Origin of the sequence: Sphingomonas sp. MMS24-J45, from assembly GCF_044881195.1 — a bacterium.
Taxonomy (GTDB): Bacteria; Pseudomonadota; Alphaproteobacteria; order Sphingomonadales; family Sphingomonadaceae; genus Sphingomonas.
This window is the reverse complement of sequence record NZ_CP173255.1, coordinates 1,329,191-1,348,953: the sequence shown is the minus strand read 5'-3', so window position 1 is coordinate 1,348,953 and position 19,763 is coordinate 1,329,191. Positions and strand designations below refer to the sequence as shown.

Below are 19,763 nucleotides of genomic sequence, written 5' to 3'. Positions count from 1 at the left end.
GCGTCAGACCTTCAACACGTCGCGGCGCCGCAGCGGCCGGGCGAACAGTTCGGCCAGGTCACCCGCCTGGTCGAACCCGTGGATCGGCGAGAAGACCAGTTCGATCGCCCATTTGGTCGTCAGCCCTTCGCTCTCCAGCGGATTGGCGAGGCCTAGACCGCAGACGGTCAGATCGGGCTGGGCCGCGCGCACGCGGTCGAGCTGCTTGTCGACATCCTGCCCTTCGCTGATGACGGTCGCGGGCGGCAGCAGCGCGAGGTCCTGCGCGAGGTGGCGACGGTGGAGATAGGGCGTACCGACTTCGAGCGGCACCATGCCGAGTTCCTGCGCAAGGAAGCGCGCGAGCGGCACTTCGAGCTGGGAATCGGGCATGAAGAAGATGCTCTTGCCGTCGAGTTTGGTACGGCAATGCGCGATCGCGCGCTTGGCGCGTTCGCGGCCCGGCGCGATCACCGAACGGAAGTGCATTTCGTCGATCCCGAACGCCGTGGCGGCGGCATGGAGCCAGTTGGTCGTGCCCTCGGCGCCGAACGGGAACATCGCGTCGAGCCGCACCGCGCCGCGATCCTCGAGCGCGCGTGCCGTCTCGCCGAGGAAGGGCTGGGCGAGCAGAAAGCGCGTGTTCGGGCCTACTGGCGGCATCGCGCCCGCGCGGCGGGCCGGGAGCGAGCGGACCGTCGGTATGCCAAGCTGTGCGAAGATCCGCAGGAACTGGTCCTCGACGACATCGGGCAGCGCGCCGACGATCATCAATTCGGGGCGGCCCCCGGCTTGCTCGCAGCGAGGTCGGGCACAAGCGCGGCGAGGCACGCATCTTCGCCCTCGGTGAAGGTCGTTTCGATGCCAGAGCCCGAATAATTGAGGATCTTGGTGCGGCCTGCGTGCTTGAGCGACAGGCGCTGGCCTGCGCGCGACAGGTCGAGCTTGATCACTTCGGACGGGCACGATCCGACCAGGAACAGCAGCTTGATGTCGGGACGGCGCGCGAGCAGCCGATCGACGACGCGGTCGAGCTCCTCGTTGCAATCGACCATCCCGGCAAGATCGCGTTCCTCGATGATCGCAGTGCCGAAGCGCGGTTCGGCAAACACCATCACCCCCGCCGCCGATTGCAGCAGGTGCGCGCAGGTGCGTGATCCGACGACCAGGAAGAAGGCGTCCTGCACCTTGCGGTGAAGCCAGATGATCCCGGTCAGGCCGCAGAACACTTCGCGCTGACCGCGTTCGCGCAAGACCGGCGCGCAATCGGTGCCCGTGGCAGGGCGGATGGGGGCAAGGACCGTCATGCCGCCGCCGCCGTGAAGGGAGCGGACGCCTCGGCCGCCCCCTGCAGCCGCGCCGCGCGCAGCTTCAGGATGAACTGGCCTGCATTGATCGCGTAGGTCGCATAGGCAGCGAGCGCGAGCAGCATCCGATCGCGTTCGGTGCCGAGATCGCCGATCAGCATCACCAGATAGGCGGTGTGCAGCGCCAGCACGAGGAAGCTGAACACATCCTCCCAGAAGAAGGCCTCGGCGAACAGCCATTTGTCGAACACGACCTTTTCCCAGATCGAGCCCGTGATCATGATCGTGTAGAGCGTGATCGTCTTCAGAACGATCGAGACGGTGGCGGCATAAGCGCCTTCGCCTGTCATCAGATAGCGCACGACCAGCGCTGCGCTCGCCAGGAAAATCAGGAATTGGAGTGGAGCGAGGATGCCCTGCACCAGCGTCCACGGTGTCGAGTCGCGGCGCAGGCGCTGCTCCGGCGTATAGAGCGGAGCAGGCGATTTGCGCGCCTGCCGGAATGTCGAAGGGTCTTCGTGCCGCATCGTTTCGATCCGCCTCTCTGCCGCAGAGACTAGGTCGCGGGCGGACAAAGTGTCAATAAGAATTGACGTAAAGAAAATTGGACACTTATTGCAGTGCAGTGTCGATAGGGCGTTGCCAGACCCGGGGAACAGGCATACGCTGCGACCTGCCGGAAGAACCAAATATGGATGTCCGACTGCTCGATGGATGGTCAACGCAGGGGATGGCAGTTATGGCGTCGGCGAGAAGGATGGAACGCTTTGCGTCCGCTGACCAGCGACGCGCCACTCCGCGCGATAGCCGGCCCCGCAGTGAAAATCTGGTTGATTTCCAGCGCCGTGCCGATCTCGAATATGCTCGTTCGCTGACTCGCCTGATCGAAAGCGAGATCATTCCGCGCTTGCTCGTGGCGCACACCACCGGTCCGCACAGTGACGTTGCCGACTCGCCCCATGCCACGTGCATTTCGGCCGAGGAGGTTGATGCGTTCGCGCCGCTCGCGCTGCAAGTCGAGGCGGACGAGCTGCTCGAATATGTCGATGGCCTGGTCGCGCGCGGCGTGACGCTTGAATCGCTGCTGGTCGATCTGCTCGCCCCGGCCGCGCGGCGGCTCGGCGAATTCTGGGAATCCGACCTGTGCGATTTCGTCGACGTCACGATGGGGCTGTGGCGCTTGCAGGAGGTCGTGCACGAATTGTCGGCGCGCTTGCCGCACGACCATAGCAAGCCGGTCGGGCAGGAACGTCGCGCGCTGTTTGCTTCGCTCGAAGGCGATCAGCACAGCTTCGGAACCGTCGTGATCGATGAGTTGTTCTGTGCCCATGGCTGGCTGACCGACCGGTTGAACGAGGCGACGACGGTGGAACTGCTCGAACGGGTTCGGGACGAATGGTTCGATTTGGCTGGATTGACGATTACGTGCGACTGCCATATCGCGCCCTTGCCCGCGATCGTTCGGTCAATCCGCGGGTCCTCCAGAAATCCTCGGATTTGTGTGATGGTGGGTGGCAGGGTTTTTGCCGGCAATGCGGATCTTGCCGCATCGGTCGGTGCGGACGGGACGGCGCCGGATGCACGGGTTGCGGTACGCATTGCCGGGGAACTGGTCGATGCGGTGACGCAGGAGTTGGTTCAACCCACGGCCGGTTGACCGCCAAACAGGGTCTCGCGGGGCAGGGTGTACCGCGCGACGTAGGACTTCAGGAGCACAAACGTTTCGTTGATGAACGATCGTCCCACCTTTGCTGCACCCAATGCATTCTCCAATCCTGAAATTCTGTCAGGTGCGTTGTCACCACAGGTGGCCGTCGCGTTGCTCGCCTCGGTCGGCGATATCGCGCTCGTACTCGATGCTGATGCGGTGATCCGCGATGTCGCGGTGTCCAATAGCGACTTGGTCACGCAAGGCTTTGCCGAATGGGTCGGGCAACGCTGGGAGGATTGCGTCACGATCGAGAGCAAAGTCAAAGTCGCGGAGATGTTCGCCGATAGCGGCGCTAGCAATGCGGCACGCTGGCGTCAGGTGAACCATCCGGCTCCCGGTGGCGACGTCCCGATTCGCTATCTGGTCATGAAGGTCGGCCAGAATGGCAGCGCGATCGCGATCGGGCGCGACATGCGCGCGGCCGCCGCGATGCAACAGCGCTTGTTGCAGACGCAGCAGTCGCTGGAGCGTGACTATATCAAACTGCGTCAGGTCGAGGCGCGCTATCGCTTGCTCTTCGACCTCGGCACCGAGCCGGTGCTGATCGTCGATGCCGCGACTCGGCGAATTCGCGAGATAAACCCGGCCGCACTGCGGTTGCTGGGGGTCAAGGATGGTGCGCTGGCGGATCGTCCGGTCGGCGAAATCGTCGATCCGGCCGATCGCGACACCTTCATCGCCCATCTGGGGGCGGCCAGCGCGAGCGACGATCTCGCACCGGTGACCGTGGATCTCGCCGATGGTCATGGCCCGGTGGAGATCACCGCCCGGCTTTTCCGTCAGGGTCGCGCCGCCTTGCTGCTGGTCCGGATGTTCGCGGCGCAACCGGCCACGGCCGCCGATGATCATCATGCCGCGATGGGCGAGGTGATCGAACACATGCCAGACGCTTTCGTGCTGGTCGATTCGGCGCTCAACATCCTCATCGCCAATGCTGCCTTCGTCGAGCTTTCCGGCGCGCCTTCAGTCGAGCGCGTGATGGGCGAGCCGCTCGGGACCTGGCTGGGCCGACCGGGACTCGATCTGGAGTTGATCATCGGCCAGTTGCAGGAGCACGGCTCGGTCCGCAACGTCGCGACGATCCTGCGCGGCAGTGGCGGAGCGCAGGAGGAAATCGAAGTGTCGGGCGTGCTCGCCCCGCGCGGCGATGGCGAGTGCTACGGGTTCACGATCCGTAACGTCGGGCGGCGGTTGCGCACAGCGCCGTCGGTCGAGCATGATTTGCCGCGCTCGGTCGAACAACTGACCGAATTGGTCGGCCGCATGTCGTTGAAGGACATCGTGCGTGAATCGACCGATCTGATCGAGCGCCTGTGTATCGAGGCGGCACTGGTCTACACCTCCGACAACCGCGCATCGGCCGCAGAGATTTTGGGCGTCAGCCGCCAGAGCCTCTATTCGAAGCTCCACCGTCACGGCTTGGGCAATCTCGTCTCCAGCGACACCTGATCGAATTTCTCGCAAAAAGTGTCAATTCGGTTTGACGCCTTTAAGCGTCAAGTTTAGCCTCGCAGCATGGCACGCGTGACGACTCCTTCGACGAAACCGGCGCCCACGGCAGTTCCGCTTCCGAAACTGCGCGACATCACCGAACTCCTCAAGCCGATCACCTGGTTTCCGCCGATCTGGGCGTTTTTCTGCGGCACCGTTTCCTCCGGCGTGCCGGTCGAAACGCGCTGGCCCTTCCTGGTCGCGGGCGTGTTGTTGGTCGGCCCGCTGGTGTGCGGGACGAGCCAGGCGGTGAACGACTGGTTCGACCGGCATGTCGATGCGATCAATGAACCCAACCGTCCGATCCCGTCGGGCCGTATTGCGGGCCATTGGGGGCTGTGGATCGCGATCATCGGGACGGTGGCGTCGGCGGCGCTTGCCGCATTCATCGGAACATGGGTGTTCGCTGCGACGCTGGTCGCGCTGTCCTTCGCCTGGGCCTATAGCGCGCCGCCCTTCCGGTTGAAGACCAGCGGCCTCTGGGGTCCTGCCGCTGTCGCGCTCACCTATGAAGGATTGACCTGGTTCACGGGCGCGAGCGTGATGGCGGGCGCGTTGCCACCGGCACCGGTGCTGATCATCCTGGCACTGTATAGTGCAGGCGCATTCGGCATCATGACGCTCAACGACTTCAAGGCGGTGGATGGTGATCGCGCGATGGGCATCCGCTCGCTCCCCGCGACGCTTGGCGTGGATCGCGCGGCGCGGATCGCGTGCGTCGTGATGGCGGTGCCGCAGTTCGTGGTGGTCGCGTTGCTTTTGAGCTGGGGTCACATGCTGGTCGCTGGCGTGGTCGCGGTGTTGCTCGTGGCCCAATTGGCGCTGATGCCGCGCCTGCTGCGCGATCCGCTCAAGGAGACCCCGTGGTACAATGCGACGGGGACCAGCCTGTACGTGCTCGGCATGTTGGCCTCCGCCTTTGGTCTCGGCGGAGTGCTCGGGCTATGACGCGCACGCCGCTCGGCTGGTTCGGCATCGTCCGGCTGGGCCTCGTGCAGAGCGCGATCGGGTCGATCGTGATGCTCGCGACCTCGCTGCTCAACCGCGTGATGGTGGTCGAATATGCACTCCCGGCCGCGCTGCCCGCCGGACTGGTGGCGTGGCATTATGCGGTGCAGCTCTCGCGCCCCGTCTGGGGCCATGGGTCGGACAGCGGACGGCGGCGGACACCGTGGATCATCGGCGGGATGGCGGTGCTGGCGGGCGGGGCGATGCTCGCGGTGCAGGCGGTGGGCTTGCTGTCGGCGACACCGTGGCTGGGCTATGCTGCCGCAATCCTTGCTTTCTCGATGATCGGCGCGGGCGTCGGCGCGGCGGGAACGTCGCTGCTCGCCTTGCTTGCAACGCGCGTCGCGCCCGAACGGCGCGCGGCGGCCGCATCGATCACGTGGATCATGATGATCGCCGGGATCGTCGTATCGGCGGCGGTTGCGGGCAAGTGGGTCGATCCGTTCAGCTTCGGCCGACTGGCCGCGGTGGTCGGCGGGGTCGCGACAGCGGCGTTCTTTGTTTCCGCGCTCGCGATCTGGGGCGTGGAAGGGCGTGGTGTTGCGGCCGTGGAGGCACGCGACGCGCCCGCTTTGGCCTTTGGCGCGGCGCTGGTCGAACTGTGGAGCGACAGCGATGCGCGCCGCTTCACGATCTTCGTTTTCCTGTCGATGCTCGCCTATTCGATGCAGGATCTGATCCTCGAACCCTTTACCGGCCTGCGCTTCGGCATGACGCCGGGCCAATCGACACAGATTTCGAGCGTGCAGCATGGCGGCGTGCTGCTCGGCATGATCCTGGTCGGGATCGGCGGCAGCGCTTTTTCAAAACGGGGAACGGCAGCCGGGCGCGCGAGCGGGTTACAGCGCTGGATCGTCGGCGGGTGCATCGGCTCCGCGCTGGCGCTAACCGGCCTCGCGATGGCGGCGCGGATCGGGGCGGGGTGGCCGATCATCGGCAACATCTTCGTGCTCGGCTTTGCCAATGGCGTGTTCGCGGTCGCCGCGATCGGGACGATGATGGCGCTGGCGGGTGCTGGTGGCCCCAATCGCGAAGGGATCCGCATGGGCGTGTGGGGTGCTGCACAAGCCATTGCCTTCGGAACCGGCGGGTTGACCGGCGCGGTTTCGGTCGATGCCGGGCGCGCGCTGACGGGCAGCCTGCCCGAGACGTTCATGCTGGTGTTCGGGGCGGAGGCGCTGCTGTTCCTCGCCGCCGCTGCTTTGTGTCTGCGTAGTGCGCCGCCGCGCGCGTCTCTGCTGGGTCGGGAGGTCACGATATGAAACAGCCGCACTTCGATTGTGTCGTCGTCGGCGGCGGGCCTTCGGGCGCGACCGCTGCCACCGATCTCGCCCGCGCCGGGCGTCATGTCCTGTTGCTCGACCGGGCCGGGCGGATCAAGCCGTGCGGCGGCGCCATTCCGCCGCGCGCGATCGAGGATTTCGCGATTCCCGACCATCTGCTGGTCGGCAAGGCGACGCTTGCGCGGATGATCGCTCCTACGGGTAAGACGGTCGACATGCCGGTCAGCGCTGATGGCAAGGGCGGCTTCGTCGGACTGGTCGATCGCGAGACGTTCGACGAATGGCTCCGCGCCCGCGCGGCGCTCGCCGGCGCCGAACGGCGTACCGGGATGTTCGAGCGGATCGAACGCGATGCGGATGGCACTGCGATCATCGTCTATCGCGAGGCGCGTGGCGCGCCCGAGCAGCGCGTTTCCGCGCGCAGCGTGATCGGCGCGGATGGCGCACGATCGGATGTGGCGCGGGCGGAACTGAGGGGCGCGGACCGCGTGCCGTGCGTGTTCGCCTATCACGAGATCGTCGCCTCGCCGCCCGCGGGCAGTTCGGCCGATTTCGACCGGGCGCGCTGCGACGTCTTCTACCAGGGCAAGCATTCGCCCGATTTCTACGCCTGGGTCTTCCCGCATGGCGACCAGGCGAGCATCGGCGTGGGCAGCGCCAACAAGGGCTTCGACTTGCGCGACGCCGTCGCCGCGGTGCGCGCGCAGACCGGGCTCGATGCCTGCGACACGATCCGCCGCGAAGGCGCGCCGATTCCGCTGAAGCCGTTGAAACGCTGGGACAATGGCCGCGATCTGGTCGTCGCGGGCGATGCCGCGGGCGTGGTCGCGCCGGCCTCGGGCGAAGGCATTTACTATGCGATGGTCGGCGGGCGACTGGCAGCGGAGGCGGTGACGGAATTCCTCGCGACCGGCAAGGCGTCTGCGCTCAAGACCGCGCGAAAGCGCTTCATGCGCGAACATGGCCGGGTGTTCTGGATCCTCGGGATCATGCAATATTTCTGGTATTCCAGCGACAAGCGCCGCGAACGCTTCGTCAAGATCTGCGAAGACCCCGACGTGCAGCGCCTGACATGGGATGCGTACATGAACAAGCGGCTGGTGCGATCGAAGCCGGTCGCGCATTTGCGCATCTTCATCAAGGACGTCCGGCACCTGCTGGGGCTCGCCGAGGCGTGAAGGTGAAGGCACCGGTTCCGCATCGTTCCTGGGGGTTGCCGGTCCTGATCGGCGGGTTCGCGGCGATCGCGGTTGCGGGCATGGGCACGACCATCACCGAGATGGGGCCGTGGTACGCCACGCTGGTGCAGCCGCGTTGGGCCCCGCCCGAAATAGGTTACAGCATTGCCTGGACGCTGATTTATCTCTTCACGGGGCTGGCTGCGATCACAGGCTGGCGGGCGATGCCGACCCGGCAACGCGGGGACTGGATCGTTGGCCTGTTTGCCTTGTCCGGGTTCCTGAACATCCTGTGGAGCCTGCTGTTCTTCCACGTCCATCGTCCGGATTGGGCACTGGCCTGCATCGTGCCCTTGTGGATGGCGATCATGCTGTGGATTTATATCGTGTGGCCGCGTTCGACCGCAGCCGGTCTGCTCCTGCTGCCGTACCTCGCGTGCGTCACCTTCGCCGGGTATCACACGATGATGATCGTGAAGCTCAACGGTCCGTTCGGCTGACCGGCATTGCGACCTGGCTGTTCGGGCAGGGCCATGCCGTCGACTTGATCCTGGCGATCATGGCGGCGGAGTGGGTGATCCTGACGCGTCTGCGCGGATGGCGCAGTGGCGATGCCGCGTTGCGCCTGGTTCCGGGCGCGCTGATGATGCTGGCGCTGCGGGCGGCGCTGACGGGGGCGGGCTGGCCGTGGATCGCGCTGGCGCTGGCGGCGTCGTTCCCGGCACATCTCGCCGACATTGCCCGGCGACCGCGACGCTAAATACCAAAAGGGCCCGGCATCGCTGCCGGGCCCCTCGGTAAGTGTCGGTCGAAAAGGCTTACGACTGAGTCTTCAGGTACGCGATCACGTCCGCGCGCTTCTGCGGGTCGTTGGGCCAGCCAGCGAAGCTCATTTTCGTGCCCGGAACGACGCGCTGCGGGTTTTCCAGATACTGGAACAGCTTCTCTTCGGTCCAGGTAATGCCGCTGTTCTTGTTGGCGGCCGAATAGGTGTAGCCGGCGATCTCGCCAGCCTTGCGGCCCACGACACCGTGCAACGACGGGCCGATCTTGTTCACGCCCGCTTCAACCGCGTGGCAGGTCTTGCAGGTGATGAAGTCGGCTTCGCCCTTCTTGGCATCGCCGGTGTAGGAGGCGAACTTCACGCCCGCGACGGTGTCGGTGTTATCGGCGGCAACTGCGGTAGCAGCAGCCGGGGCTGCGGCGGGGGCAGCGGCCGGCGCGGCCTCGTTGGTCGTGGCCGCAGTGGTGGTCGTCGTCGTGGTGCTTGCTTCTTCGTTGTCGGCCTTCTTCGCGCACGCCGCGAGTGCGAGGGCGGCGCAGGCAACCCCAAAGCTCACTCGGCTGAAACGCGTGATCGATCCTACTTGCATCATCCAACTCCTTTAGGGTCTTCGACTATCTCCCGAACGCACATTTCGCATTATCGTGCCCTCACTGTCCACAAGAATTGGCGCGGTCGTAACGACAGGGAAAAGCGCTCTATTTCAAGCGAGCACGGCGCTGCGGATCTGAGTAGCGGAAACACCACGTCACCGTTCGCATCCGCGTGCTTTTGACCCAGGCTATGGGCAATGCAGCCAAGCCCGCGCTATGTCGTCCTTATGATTCGCGTCGGATTGATCGGGTACGGGCTTGCGGGCGCGTCGTTTCATGCGCCCTTGATCGGTGTGGTCGCTGGGTTGCGCCTGACCCATGTGGTTACCTCGCGGGGCGAAGCGGTGGCGCGCGATTGGCCGGGGGTGCAGGTCCTTGCCGATGCGGATGCGCTGCTCGGGCATGCCGATGTCGATCTGGTGGTGATCGCCACGCCGGACCATCTTCACGCGCCGCTCGCCCGCCAGGCGCTGGCGGCGGGCAAGCATGTCGTCATCGACAAACCGTTCGTAACCGATCCTGCCGATGGTGCGGCGCTGATCGCACTGGCAGAGGCGCGCGGGCTGATGTTGTCGGCGTTTCATAACCGTCGTTGGGACGCCGATTTTCTGACCGTGCAGCAGGTACTGACGGGCGGTGACCTCGGTGACATTGCGCTGGCCGAGCTGCGCTGGGACCGGTTCCGCCCCGCAATCAAGCTTGGCTGGCGCGAGACACAGGGGGCGGGGCTGCTCAACGATCTCGGGCCGCATTTGCTCGACCAGGCGCTGCAACTGTTCGGCACGCCCGAGGCGGTGTCGGCCGATCTCGCGACGCAGCGCGCCGGGGCGGCGACCGAGGACTATTTCGAGGTGACGCTCTTCTATGGCAGCTGCCGCGTGATCGTGTCCGCGGCGACCCTGCTCGCACAGCCGCGCCCGCGCTTCGCGCTGTACGGTACGGGCGGCAGCTTTGTGAAATATGGTATCGATCCGCAGGAGGCAGTGCTGCGCGCGGGGCAGCCGCCAAGCACGCCTGAGTTCGGCAAGGAAGCGCCAGAGGCGTATGGGGTGCTGACTAAAGCCGATGGCAGCGCGCGCACCGTTCCCGGCGTGCGCGGCGACTGGCGCGAATATTATGCCGGCGTCGTCGCCGCGATCACGGGTGGCGCGCCAGCACCCGTCCCCGCGCGCGAGGCGCAGGCGGTGATGGAACTGGTCGCGCTTGCCCGGCGCAGCGCCGCCGAGGGGCGACGCCTGCCGCTTGCCTGACGGCTCAGCCGCGCGGCAATGGGCCGTGGTCGATGTGCGGCAACACGTGACGCGCGAACAGGTCAGCCTCGGCGGCGTGCGGATAGCCCGAGAGGATGAACGCCTCGATCCCCATCGCGCGATAGGCGTTGAGCTTGGCGAGCACCTGATCGGGATCGCCGACGATTGCCGCACCACAGCCCGAGCGCGCCCGCCCGACGCCGGTCCACAGATGCGGTTCAGCATAGCCGTCATCCGCCGCGCTTTCGCGCAACGCAGCTTGCGCCGCGACCCCGGCCGATTGCGAATCTAACGATTTCGCGCGGATCGCAGCACCCTCTGCGGCGTCGAGCTTGGACAGCAAGCGATCGGCAGCGGTGCGCGCCTCGGCTTCCGTATCGCGGACGATCACGTGCGCGCGATACCCGAACTTCAGCGTCCGGCCATATTTGGCGGCGCGCGCGGTCATGTCGGCGATGATCTCGGCGACCACATCCTGCTTGTCGGGCCACATCAGGAACACGTCGCAGCCCTTGGCCGCTGCCTCGCGCGCGTCGGGTGACAGGCCGCCGAAATACAGAGGCGGTGCCTTGCCGGAAACCGTGCCGATGCGCGGCGGATCGACCTTCAGCTTCCAGAACTCCCCATCATGGTCGAGGCTTTCGCCGTTGAGCAGGGTCTTGAGGATGTGCATCGCCTCGACCGTGCGGGCATAGCGCGGGGCGCTGGCCAAGGTTTCGCCGGGCATGTCGGACGAGATGATGTTGACTGTCAGGCGGCCACCGAGCAGCCGGTCGATCGTCGCGATCTGGCGCGCGAGCTGCGGCGGCCAGGATTCGCCGACGCGCACCGCCATCAGCAACGCCATGCGCTTCAGCATCGGCGCGATCGCCGCGGCAAAGGCGGTGGTGTCGATGCCGAGCTGATAGCCCGAGGGCAGCAGGATATTGTCGAACCCGCCGCTTTCGGCCTGCAGCACGATATCGCGGCAATGCTCCCAGCTCGACTTCAGCTTCGCGTCGGGCACGCCGAGAAATTCGTAATCGTCGTCGCACAGCGCCGAGAACCAGCTGACTTCGCAGGGCGGAAGCGCGGGTGTCGTAATGCTCATGGCAGGCGCTCCCCGCGCGAGGCGACCAGCACGTCATACCAGCTCTGGCGTGTGAAGCGGACCTTGAACACGTCGGCAATTTCCCCGATCCGCGCGACATTCTGCGTGCCGACGATCGGAATGGCGCGCGCGGGATGCGCCATGATCCAGGCATAGGCCGCCGCCGCGCGCGATACGCCGGCAGCATTGGCCACGACGTCGAGCGCCGCCGCGACCGCCTTCGAGCGATCGTCCTCGGGTGCGCCGATCCGTCCGCCGCCGAGCGGCGACCAGGCGAGCACCGCCACGTCGCGCTCCATCGTCAGGTCGAGCAGGCCGTCGGTGATCGGATCGAGCGCGAGCGCCGAGAATTCGGGCTGAACGCTCGCCAGCGGGATCGTCAGCAGCGCGCTGATCGCTTGCGTCTGCGGCACGGTATAGTTCGACACGCCGACCGCGCGAACCTTGCCCGAGGTGACCATCTCTTCGAGCGTGCGTGCCACTTCCTGCGGGTGCGCAAGGATATCGGGGCGGTGGATTTGGTAGAGATCGACTTGTTCGACCTGCAGCCGCTTGAGCGACGCTTCGAGCGCCGCCATCAGATAATCGCGCCCCGAATCATACGGCACCGGCGGGGTGATGCCGCCCTTGGTCGCCAGCACCATGCGCGTCCGCAATTCGGGCGCATCGGCGAAGATGCGGCCGAGCAGCGCTTCCGCATCGCCGAACCCGCCCGACCCGTCGAAGCCATAGATGTCGGCCGTGTCGAACAGCGTGACACCCGCATCGAATGCCGCGTCGATCAGCGCGCGACCCTCGGTCGGCGAGGCGTGGCCGAATCGCCACATCCCCCACGCAATCGGACTGACCATGATTCCGCTCTTGCCGAGCGGGCGCATTTCGGGTGTAAGTGTGATTTCAGACATCGTTGTCATATAGAGAAGAAGATCGTGGGAGAGCAAGTGCGATACGGCCTGGTTGGCACCGGAATGATGGGTGTCGAGCATTTGACCAACCTGGAGATCACGCCCGGCGCGGTGGTGACGGCGCTGGCTGATCCCGCGGAAGGATCGCTCTCCTGGGCGAAAAGTGCGCTTGGCGATCGTGCCGATCAGGCGACCGCGTTTGATTCGGTCGAGGCGCTCGCCAAGAGCGGCCTGTGCGATGCGGTGATCGTCGCAAGCCCCAATTTCACCCATCGTGCCGTGCTGGAGCCGCTGTTTGATGCGGGCCTCCACATCCTGTGCGAAAAGCCGCTGGCGACGACGATCGAGGATTGCCGCTGGATCGTCGATCGCGCCGCGCAGAGCGACAAGGTGTTCTGGACCGCGATGGAATATCGCTACATGCCGCCCGCCGCCGAATTCATCGCCGACATTCATGGCGGCAAGATCGGCCGCTTGCAGATGCTGTCGATCCGCGAGCATCGCTTCCCGTTCCTGGTCAAGGTCGCGGACTGGAATCGCTTCAACCGCAACACCGGCGGCACGATGGTCGAGAAATGCTGCCATTTCTTCGATCTGATGCGGCTGATCACGCAGAGCGAGGCGGTGCGCGTTTATTGTTCGGGCGCGATGGACGTGAACCATTTAGACGAAAATTATGGCGGGGAGCGGCCCGACATCATCGACAATAGCTACACCACCGTCGATTTCGCGAATGGCGTGCGCGCGATGCTCGATCTGTCGATGTTCGCCGATGGCGCGGAAAATCAGGAAGAAATCACCGCCGTCGGCAGCGAGGCGCGGCTCGACGTACTGATCCCGGAAGGCGCGCTGGTCCATTCGCCGCGCGTGGGGTTCCGCAATCCGAAGCAGGTCACCCGGCGCGTCGTCCATACCGACGAGACCGCGCTCAACGCCGGCAGCCATCACGGCTCGACCTTCTACGAACATCAGCGCTTCAACGCGGCGGTGCGCGGGCAGGGGCCGGTCGAGGTTACCGCGCACGACGGGATGATGGCGGTCGCAATTGGCACCGCCGCCGAGATCAGCGCGCGTGAACACCGCGTGGTGGAGATGGCCGAACTGGGTTTTTGAACCAAGCATTGCTTTAGCGCTGACAAGCCTGATTACGCTGTCAGAAAGACGTCGATAACAATATCCATCAATCAGATGGGATTATCGTTTCAAGGAGGGGTTTATGACCAAGACTGTATTTTTGTCGGGCGCCGCGTCGCTCGCATTGTTGGCCGCCACACCCGCGTTCGCGCAGACCGCTTCGCCCGCACCCGCTCCGGCCGCCGAGCCTGCCGCTGCCGATGATGCGAACCCCGGCGACATCATCGTCACCGCGCAGAAGCGCTCGGAGCGGCTGCAGAACGTACCGCTTGCCGTCACGGTCGTCTCGGGCGACGTGATTTCGTCGCAGGGGCGCACCAGCCTTGAAGGCGCGCAATATGTCGTGCCAGCGCTCAACTTCGTGAAGGCGGGCACCGCGCTCAACCAGGCGCTGTTCCTGCGCGGCATCGGCACCACCTCTTTCTCGATCGCGGTCGAACCAACCGTGTCGACCGTGCTCGACGGCGTCGTGCTCAGCCGCGCGGCGGAAGCCTTCACCGATCTCGTCGATATCGATCGTATGGAAGTGCTGCGCGGTCCGCAGGGCACGCTATTCGGCAAGAATGCCAGCGCGGGCGTGATCAACATCGTGTCGAAGCGTCCCGGTCGCACTATCGGCGGCTATGCCGAGGGCAGCGTCTATTTCAGCAACGGCATGGAGTATCGCGCGCGCGGCGCGATCGATTTGCCGCTGTCGGAATCGATCCGCACGCGCACGACCGCGTTTTACGACAAATATGACGGCAACATTTTTAACATCGCGCCGAACGTGAACCGGCGCGTCAACGGCTACGAACATTATGGCGTGCGCTCGATCATCGAGGCCGATGCCAGCGCGTTCGTGAAGCTGACGCTGATCGGCGACTATCATCACAATAACGACGATTGCTGCGCCGAAGTGATCGGCGGCGTGCCGCTGACCGCGACGGGTGCGGTCAACACCACCAACCTCGCGCTGATCCAGACCGTGCTGCCGACGCTGCAGGGCAATGAGACGCGCCGCATCAACCAAAACCTCGTCACGCGCACGATCGAAACGGGCTATGGCTTCTCGGGCCAGGCCGACATCACAGTCGGAACGCAGACGGTGACCTCGATCACCGCCTATCGCAACTTCGCCAATAACGAGATTCGCGACGGCGATTTCTATCCGCAGGCGTATATTGGCGTCACGCAATCGCACGACACCGGCCCGCAGACCGGCGACACGTTCAGCCAGGAACTCCGCCTCACGTCGCCCGGCAAGGAGCTGATCGATTACGTCATCGGCGGCTTCTATTCGCGCACCGCGACGCGCCGCATCTTCCAGCGTGACAATGCCTTCTGCTCGGCAGCGGTCGGCGCAGTCCTGCCGGCCGGCGTATTGACGCCGTGCTCAAGCAATCTCGCCGGGCCGACCACCACCGCCTTCGGCCGCGCCGATTACGGTTCGGTGTTCAAGAACCTTGCCGTGTTCGCGCAAGGCACGCTCAATGTCGCCGACAACTTCCGCTTCATCGGCGGCGTGCGCTATACGCACGATCAGCTCGACGCGACCTTCTCGCGCGTGACCAGCCCGGGCAACCTCGCGTCGCAGCCGCCGCTCGACCAGGGCGTGTTCAATTCGCGCACCTCGCCGACGTCGAACGGCAATCCTGCCGCAGCGAACGGCATCCCCTACACCGCGCGCACCGTGGCCGACAATTTCTCGGGCAAGGCGGGTGTCCAATACGACATCACGCGCGGCTCGACCGCTTATGCCAGCTATACGCGCGGCTATAAGGGGCCGGCCTTCAACCTGTTCTTCAACCTGCAGCCGACCGGCGCCAAGGCGCTGGAGCCCGAAACGTCGAACGCGTTCGAAGTGGGTCTGAAGAACACGCTGTTCGGGGGCAAGCTGACGCTGAACCTCGCGGCCTATTACGCGCAATATTTCAATTTCCAGGCGAACAACCCGGACACGCTGGTCATCAACGGCGTCACCACCGTCATCACCCGCTTCACCAATGCGGGTAAGGTGTCGACGCGCGGCGGCGAACTCGACTTCACCTTCCGCCCGATCCGCGATCTGAACTTCTCGGGTGGTCTCGCCTATACCGACGCGCATGTCGATGCGTTCAACCCGCCGCCGGTGCGCACGCCGAACGACATCATCCCCACGGGCACGCCGCTCGGCTTCGCGCCGAAGTGGAAGGGTGACATCTCGGCCGATTACCGGGTGCGCACCAACGGCGCGGTCGATTTCTCGCTGGGCGCGCAGACATCGTATCAGTCGAGCCAGCTGTCGATCTTCACCCCGGATCCGATCGTCCGCGCGGCGGGCACGATCGGCGGCTATGCGCTGGTCAACCTGTCGGCGTCGATCATGGACAAGGCCGATCATTACAAGCTAACCTTCACGGTGCGGAACCTGTTCGACCAGAGCTTCGCCGCGACGATCGCCAATGGCGGGCCGAGCGGCGCGTATCGCTATCAAATCCCGCGCGATGCCGACCGCTACTTCGGGGTGACGGGGCGCGTGAACTTCTGATCCTTGACCGAAGCCCGCTCCTCGCCAACGCGAGGAGCGGGCCCTTTTTGTGCTCAGTGCCCCGCGACCAGGCCGTCGCCGCGCTCTCCCGCCTCGACGGGCACGATCCGCGGGATCAGCAGGTGGATCGCCAGGAGCGCCATCAAATACGACCCCGCGCAGATCGCCAGCGCGGGCGCATAGCCCCAGCTATGCGACAGCGCATAGGCCTGGAACTGGATCATTCCGATCGAGCAGAGATTGCCGCAGAAGGCCGCGATGCCGATCCGGCTGCCGACCGAGCGCGCGGGCGTGATGTCGGTCGTCACGCCGAACACGTTGGTCGAAAACCCCTGATGCGCGAAGAGGACGAGGCCGAGCAGCAACGCCGCGCTCCACGGACTCGCCACGCTCTGGACGAACACAACCGGCAGCACGAGCAGCGCATAGCCCAGCATCGTGGCCTTCCGCGCGCGGTTGACGCTCCACCCCGCCGCCATCAGCCGCGAGGGCACGTAACCGCCGGTCAGCGCGCCACACGCCGCCATCACGTACACCAGCGCCACCGGCAGGCCGAGCGTACCCTGCGGCATCCCGAACAGGCGGTGGAACAGGTCGGGCAGCCACAGCAGCATGAAGAACCACACCTGATCCGACAGGATCTTGGCAATGGCGATCGCGGCGGTCTCGCGGCTGCGCAGCACGCTCAGCCACGGCACAGGGGTCGGCGCGACCGCGTCGAGCGCCACCGGCTTAATGCGCAGCGCGAACCACACCACGACCCACACGACGCCGAGCCCGCCCGCGACCAGAAACGCCGCCTGCCACCCGAACGCCACCGCCAGCGCGGGGATGAACAACGGGGTGACGATCGCGCCGATGTTAGGCGCGGTATTGCCGATGCCCAAAGCGATCTGCCGGTCCTTTTGGTTGAAATAGGTCGCCGCTGATTTGACCGCAGCGGGCGTGCCGACCGATTCGGCCATGCCCAGCACGATCCGCGCGGCAAAGAATCCCGCCACCGTCGTCGCAAAGGCATGCGCCATGCCCGCCAGGCTCCAGATCAGCACGCCGAGCGCAAAGCCCAGCCGCAAACCGACGCGATCGAGGAACCAGCCGGTGCCGAGAAAGGCGAAGGCGGTCGCGACCTGGAACGCGGTGCCCATATTGGCATAATCCTGGTCCGACCAGCGGAACTGCGCCTCCAGCGTTGGTTTCAGCAGCGCGAGGATCTGCCGGTCGACATAATTCAGCATGATGGCGACGAACACCATCGCCACGATGATCCAGCGCGCCGCGCCACCCCTGATCCCAACAGCCATCCGATTCCGCTCCCGTCTTTTTGTTGCGACAACGTTGTCACATGATTGGCGTCTGGGCTATCCCATTTCCCTACCGTTTGCCCTGAGCTTGTCGAAGGGCCGCTTTTCTTTCAACGCCCGATTTCCGGGCAGGGCTTCGACAGGCTCAGCCCGAACGGAGGTGGAACGCGATCATGGCTACGACAAACCGCCCACTGCCAATGGCCGCCGATCTTTACGGCGATCTCTACAGCGCGGTCGAAACCGCGCCGAAGAGCGATTGGCGGGGCTATGCCCCCGGGCTGATCGTGGTGACGATGGGTACGCTCGCGGCGGGGTTCCTGTCGGATCATTACGGCGTGCCGCTGACGCTGATGGCGCTACTGATCGGCCTCGCACTCAATTTCCTCAGCGCCGATGCGCGTTTGACGCCGGGCCTCGCTTTCGCGTCGCGCTCGTTGCTGCGCTGGGGGATCGTGCTGGTGGGGGTGCGCATTACCGCGGGGCAGATCGTCGCGCTCGGCCCGGTTGCGTTGCTCTGCGTGGTGGCGATCGTCGCCGCGACGATGGGGGCGGGGGTGCTCGCCGCGCGCAGGCTCGGGCAGGATACGGCGTTTGGCGTGCTGGCGGGCGGTGCGGTCGCGATTTGCGGTGCGTCGGCGGCGATGGCGCTTGCCACGACGCTGGGCGAAAAACGCACCAGCCAGGCGCAGCTGACGCTGGTGCTGGTCGGCATTTCGGCGATGAGCGCGAGCGCGATGATGCTGTATCCGCTGGTCGCGCACGCTTTCCACATGAGCGATCTGAAAGCCGGGTTCCTGCTCGGTGCATCAATTCACGACGTCGCGCAGGCGCTGGGGGCGGGCTATTCCTATTCGGACGGGGCGGGCGGCATCGCCGCGATCGTCAAGCTGACGCGCGTCGCGTTGCTGGCACCGGTGCTGGCGGTGGTGGCGATGTGCCTGCCCAAGGGGGAAGGCGCGGCGAAGGGGCCAGGCGTGCCGTGGTTCGTCGTCGGTTTCTTCGTGCTGGCCGGAATCAATTCGTTCGGCGTGATCCCCCCGATCGTAGCAACGGGGGCCGAGAAGGCTGCGGCGGCGATGCTGGCGGCGGCGGTCACCGCGACGGCGATCCGCTCGCCGCTTGCGCAGCTGCTTGAGGCTGGGCCGAAGCCGCTGATCATCATCGGTGTTGCGACGCTGGTGGCGTTCGGTCTGGCGTTGGCCGCGGCGCTATTCCTGATCGGGTAACGGGCCCGTCGACTCCCGCACCACCAATTCGAACGCCACCTCACGACGCTCGATCGGCGCATCGGCCGGGCCGAGCAGCAGATCAGCCGCCTGATACGCCATCTCGCGCGTCGGTTGGCGGATCGTGGTGAGTGGCGGCCAGACGAAGCCCGCAAGCGCGGTATCATCGAACCCGGCGACCGAAAGCTGCCCCGGCACCGCCAGCCCGCGCCGATGCGCCACGGTCAGCGCGCCCGCCGCCATGTCGTCGCTCGCCGCGAAGATCGCAGTGGGCGGCGGGTCGAGCGCGAGCAATTGCTCGGCCGCTGCCGCCCCCGAGGCAAAGTCATAGCTGCCCTCGCGCACCAGCACCGGATCGAGCGCAATGCCCTCCTTGCCCAGCGCCTTGGCGTAGCCGCGCATCCGCTGCCCGCTCGTCGCATAGCTCGGATGCCCGGCGATGAAGCCGATCCGACGGTGCCCGAGCCCGAGCAGATGCGCGGTCATCGCCGCCGCCGCAGCTTCATTGTCGATGAAAGTCGAGGGCGCGAGCTCGACCGCGCTGCCCGGGGAGACGCGCACGAAGCGCACGCCGCGTTTGGCGAGCAACTCCAGCACGGCGGGATAGTCCGAGACGGGCGGCGTCAGGATCAACCCGTCGACATGCGTCGCCTCGACCAGATTTTCGATATCGTCGAGCAGGGTCGGCGAATTGCGGTCGTACGGCTGCGCGATCATCCGCACCCCGTCCAGCCCGCAGCGGTCGCGAATGCCCGATTGCATTTCATAGACGTAATAGGGGCTGGGATTGTCGCAGATCAGCGCGATCTGGAAGCTGCGCTTTCCAGCAAGCGAGCGCGCCGCGATGCTGGGGCGGAAATTGAGTTCGGCCACCGCCGCCTCGACCCGCGCGCGGGTTTCCGCGCCGACATAGCGTTCCTTGTTCAGCACGCGCGACACGGTCTTGATCGATACGCCCGAGGCGCGCGAGACGTCCTTGATCGTTACGCGCAAACCGCTGCTCCCCGGATG

The 19,763-nt window shown here is 65.6% G+C and carries 17 protein-coding genes and 1 pseudogene; 11 read left to right on the top strand and 7 right to left on the bottom strand.

Features of this window, described 5'->3' with window-relative positions:
- Positions 1-3: 3 nt before the first annotated feature.
- Both AB5I39_RS06835 and bchF read right to left on the bottom strand, forming a co-directional pair.
- Positions 4-1,286, bottom strand: a pseudogene (locus AB5I39_RS06835) (ferredoxin:protochlorophyllide reductase (ATP-dependent) subunit N).
- Positions 1,283-1,813 (bottom strand): 2-vinyl bacteriochlorophyllide hydratase, encoded by a 531-nt coding sequence (bchF, locus tag AB5I39_RS06830; RefSeq protein ID WP_404372842.1) that lies wholly within the window; start codon positions 1,811-1,813, stop codon positions 1,283-1,285. The pseudogene AB5I39_RS06835 and the gene bchF overlap by 4 nt, the downstream one beginning before the upstream one ends.
- Positions 1,814-2,043: 230 nt before the next feature.
- Between bchF and AB5I39_RS06825 the strand changes: the two genes are divergently transcribed.
- The 7 genes from AB5I39_RS06825 (at position 2,044) to AB5I39_RS06795 (ending at position 8,717) form a co-directional block, all read left to right on the top strand.
- Entirely contained in the window at positions 2,044-2,943 is a 900-nt protein-coding gene (locus AB5I39_RS06825) for a B12-binding domain-containing protein (protein ID WP_404372839.1), read from the top strand.
- A 72-nt stretch (positions 2,944-3,015) separates the two neighbouring features.
- Entirely contained in the window at positions 3,016-4,446 is a 1,431-nt protein-coding gene (gene ppsR, locus AB5I39_RS06820; RefSeq protein WP_404372836.1) for a transcriptional regulator PpsR, read from the top strand.
- Positions 4,447-4,512: 66 nt separating this feature from the next.
- On the top strand, positions 4,513-5,436 hold the full coding sequence (gene chlG / locus AB5I39_RS06815; protein WP_404372833.1) for a chlorophyll synthase ChlG: 924 nt from the start codon (positions 4,513-4,515) through the stop codon (positions 5,434-5,436).
- Positions 5,433-6,758: a BCD family MFS transporter gene (locus AB5I39_RS06810; protein WP_404372829.1), complete on the top strand. Its 1,326-nt coding sequence runs from the start codon at positions 5,433-5,435 to the stop codon at positions 6,756-6,758. The genes chlG and AB5I39_RS06810 overlap by 4 nt, the downstream gene beginning before the upstream one ends.
- Positions 6,755-7,957 carry a geranylgeranyl diphosphate reductase gene (locus AB5I39_RS06805; protein WP_404372826.1) on the top strand — a complete coding sequence of 401 codons (1,203 nt, stop codon included), beginning with the start codon at positions 6,755-6,757 and terminating at the stop codon, positions 7,955-7,957. The genes AB5I39_RS06810 and AB5I39_RS06805 overlap by 4 nt, the downstream gene beginning before the upstream one ends.
- 2 nt (positions 7,958-7,959) lie before the next feature.
- Entirely contained in the window at positions 7,960-8,457 is a 498-nt protein-coding gene (locus AB5I39_RS06800; RefSeq protein ID WP_404372823.1) for a TspO/MBR family protein, read from the top strand.
- 44 nt (positions 8,458-8,501) lie between these two features.
- Entirely contained in the window at positions 8,502-8,717 is a 216-nt protein-coding gene (locus AB5I39_RS06795) for a hypothetical protein (protein ID WP_404372821.1), read from the top strand.
- 58 nt (positions 8,718-8,775) lie between these two features.
- On the opposite strand, the gene AB5I39_RS06790 is transcribed toward AB5I39_RS06795, so the two are convergent.
- Positions 8,776-9,330, bottom strand: a complete 555-nt coding sequence (locus AB5I39_RS06790) for a c-type cytochrome (protein WP_404372819.1) — start codon at positions 9,328-9,330, stop codon at positions 8,776-8,778.
- A 201-nt stretch (positions 9,331-9,531) separates the two neighbouring features.
- On the opposite strand from AB5I39_RS06790, the gene AB5I39_RS06785 reads away from it, so the two are divergent.
- Positions 9,532-10,584, top strand: coding sequence for an oxidoreductase (locus AB5I39_RS06785; RefSeq protein ID WP_404372817.1), 1,053 nt, complete (start codon positions 9,532-9,534; stop codon positions 10,582-10,584).
- Positions 10,585-10,588: 4 nt separating this feature from the next.
- Here the strand turns inward: AB5I39_RS06785 and AB5I39_RS06780 are convergent, their stop codons facing one another.
- Both AB5I39_RS06780 and AB5I39_RS06775 read right to left on the bottom strand, forming a co-directional pair.
- A complete protein-coding gene (locus tag AB5I39_RS06780; protein ID WP_404372814.1) occupies positions 10,589-11,674 on the bottom strand; it encodes an LLM class flavin-dependent oxidoreductase in 1,086 nt (361 codons plus the stop codon).
- Complete coding sequence (locus AB5I39_RS06775; protein ID WP_404372812.1) at positions 11,671-12,579, bottom strand: aldo/keto reductase family oxidoreductase; 909 nt, start codon at positions 12,577-12,579, stop codon at positions 11,671-11,673. Before AB5I39_RS06775 ends, AB5I39_RS06780 begins: the two co-directional genes overlap by 4 nt.
- Before the next feature lie 36 nt (positions 12,580-12,615).
- On the opposite strand from AB5I39_RS06775, the gene AB5I39_RS06770 reads away from it, so the two are divergent.
- Positions 12,616-13,692: a Gfo/Idh/MocA family protein gene (locus tag AB5I39_RS06770; protein WP_404372809.1), complete on the top strand. Its 1,077-nt coding sequence runs from the start codon at positions 12,616-12,618 to the stop codon at positions 13,690-13,692.
- Positions 13,693-13,795: 103 nt separating this feature from the next.
- Positions 13,796-16,222: a TonB-dependent receptor gene (locus AB5I39_RS06765; RefSeq protein ID WP_404372806.1), complete on the top strand. Its 2,427-nt coding sequence runs from the start codon at positions 13,796-13,798 to the stop codon at positions 16,220-16,222.
- 53 nt (positions 16,223-16,275) lie between these two features.
- Here AB5I39_RS06765 and AB5I39_RS06760 read toward each other — a convergent pair whose 3' ends face one another.
- Positions 16,276-17,523, bottom strand: coding sequence for an MFS transporter (locus tag AB5I39_RS06760; RefSeq protein WP_404372803.1), 1,248 nt, complete (start codon positions 17,521-17,523; stop codon positions 16,276-16,278).
- Positions 17,524-17,723: 200 nt separating this feature from the next.
- Here AB5I39_RS06760 and AB5I39_RS06755 point away from each other — a divergent pair, with 200 nt between their 5' ends.
- Entirely contained in the window at positions 17,724-18,752 is a 1,029-nt protein-coding gene (locus AB5I39_RS06755) for a YeiH family protein (RefSeq protein ID WP_404374044.1), read from the top strand.
- Here AB5I39_RS06755 and AB5I39_RS06750 read toward each other — a convergent pair.
- Positions 18,735-19,745, bottom strand: coding sequence for a LacI family DNA-binding transcriptional regulator (locus tag AB5I39_RS06750; protein WP_404372800.1), 1,011 nt, complete (start codon positions 19,743-19,745; stop codon positions 18,735-18,737). The genes AB5I39_RS06755 and AB5I39_RS06750 overlap by 18 nt on opposite strands.
- Positions 19,746-19,763 lie beyond the last annotated feature (18 nt).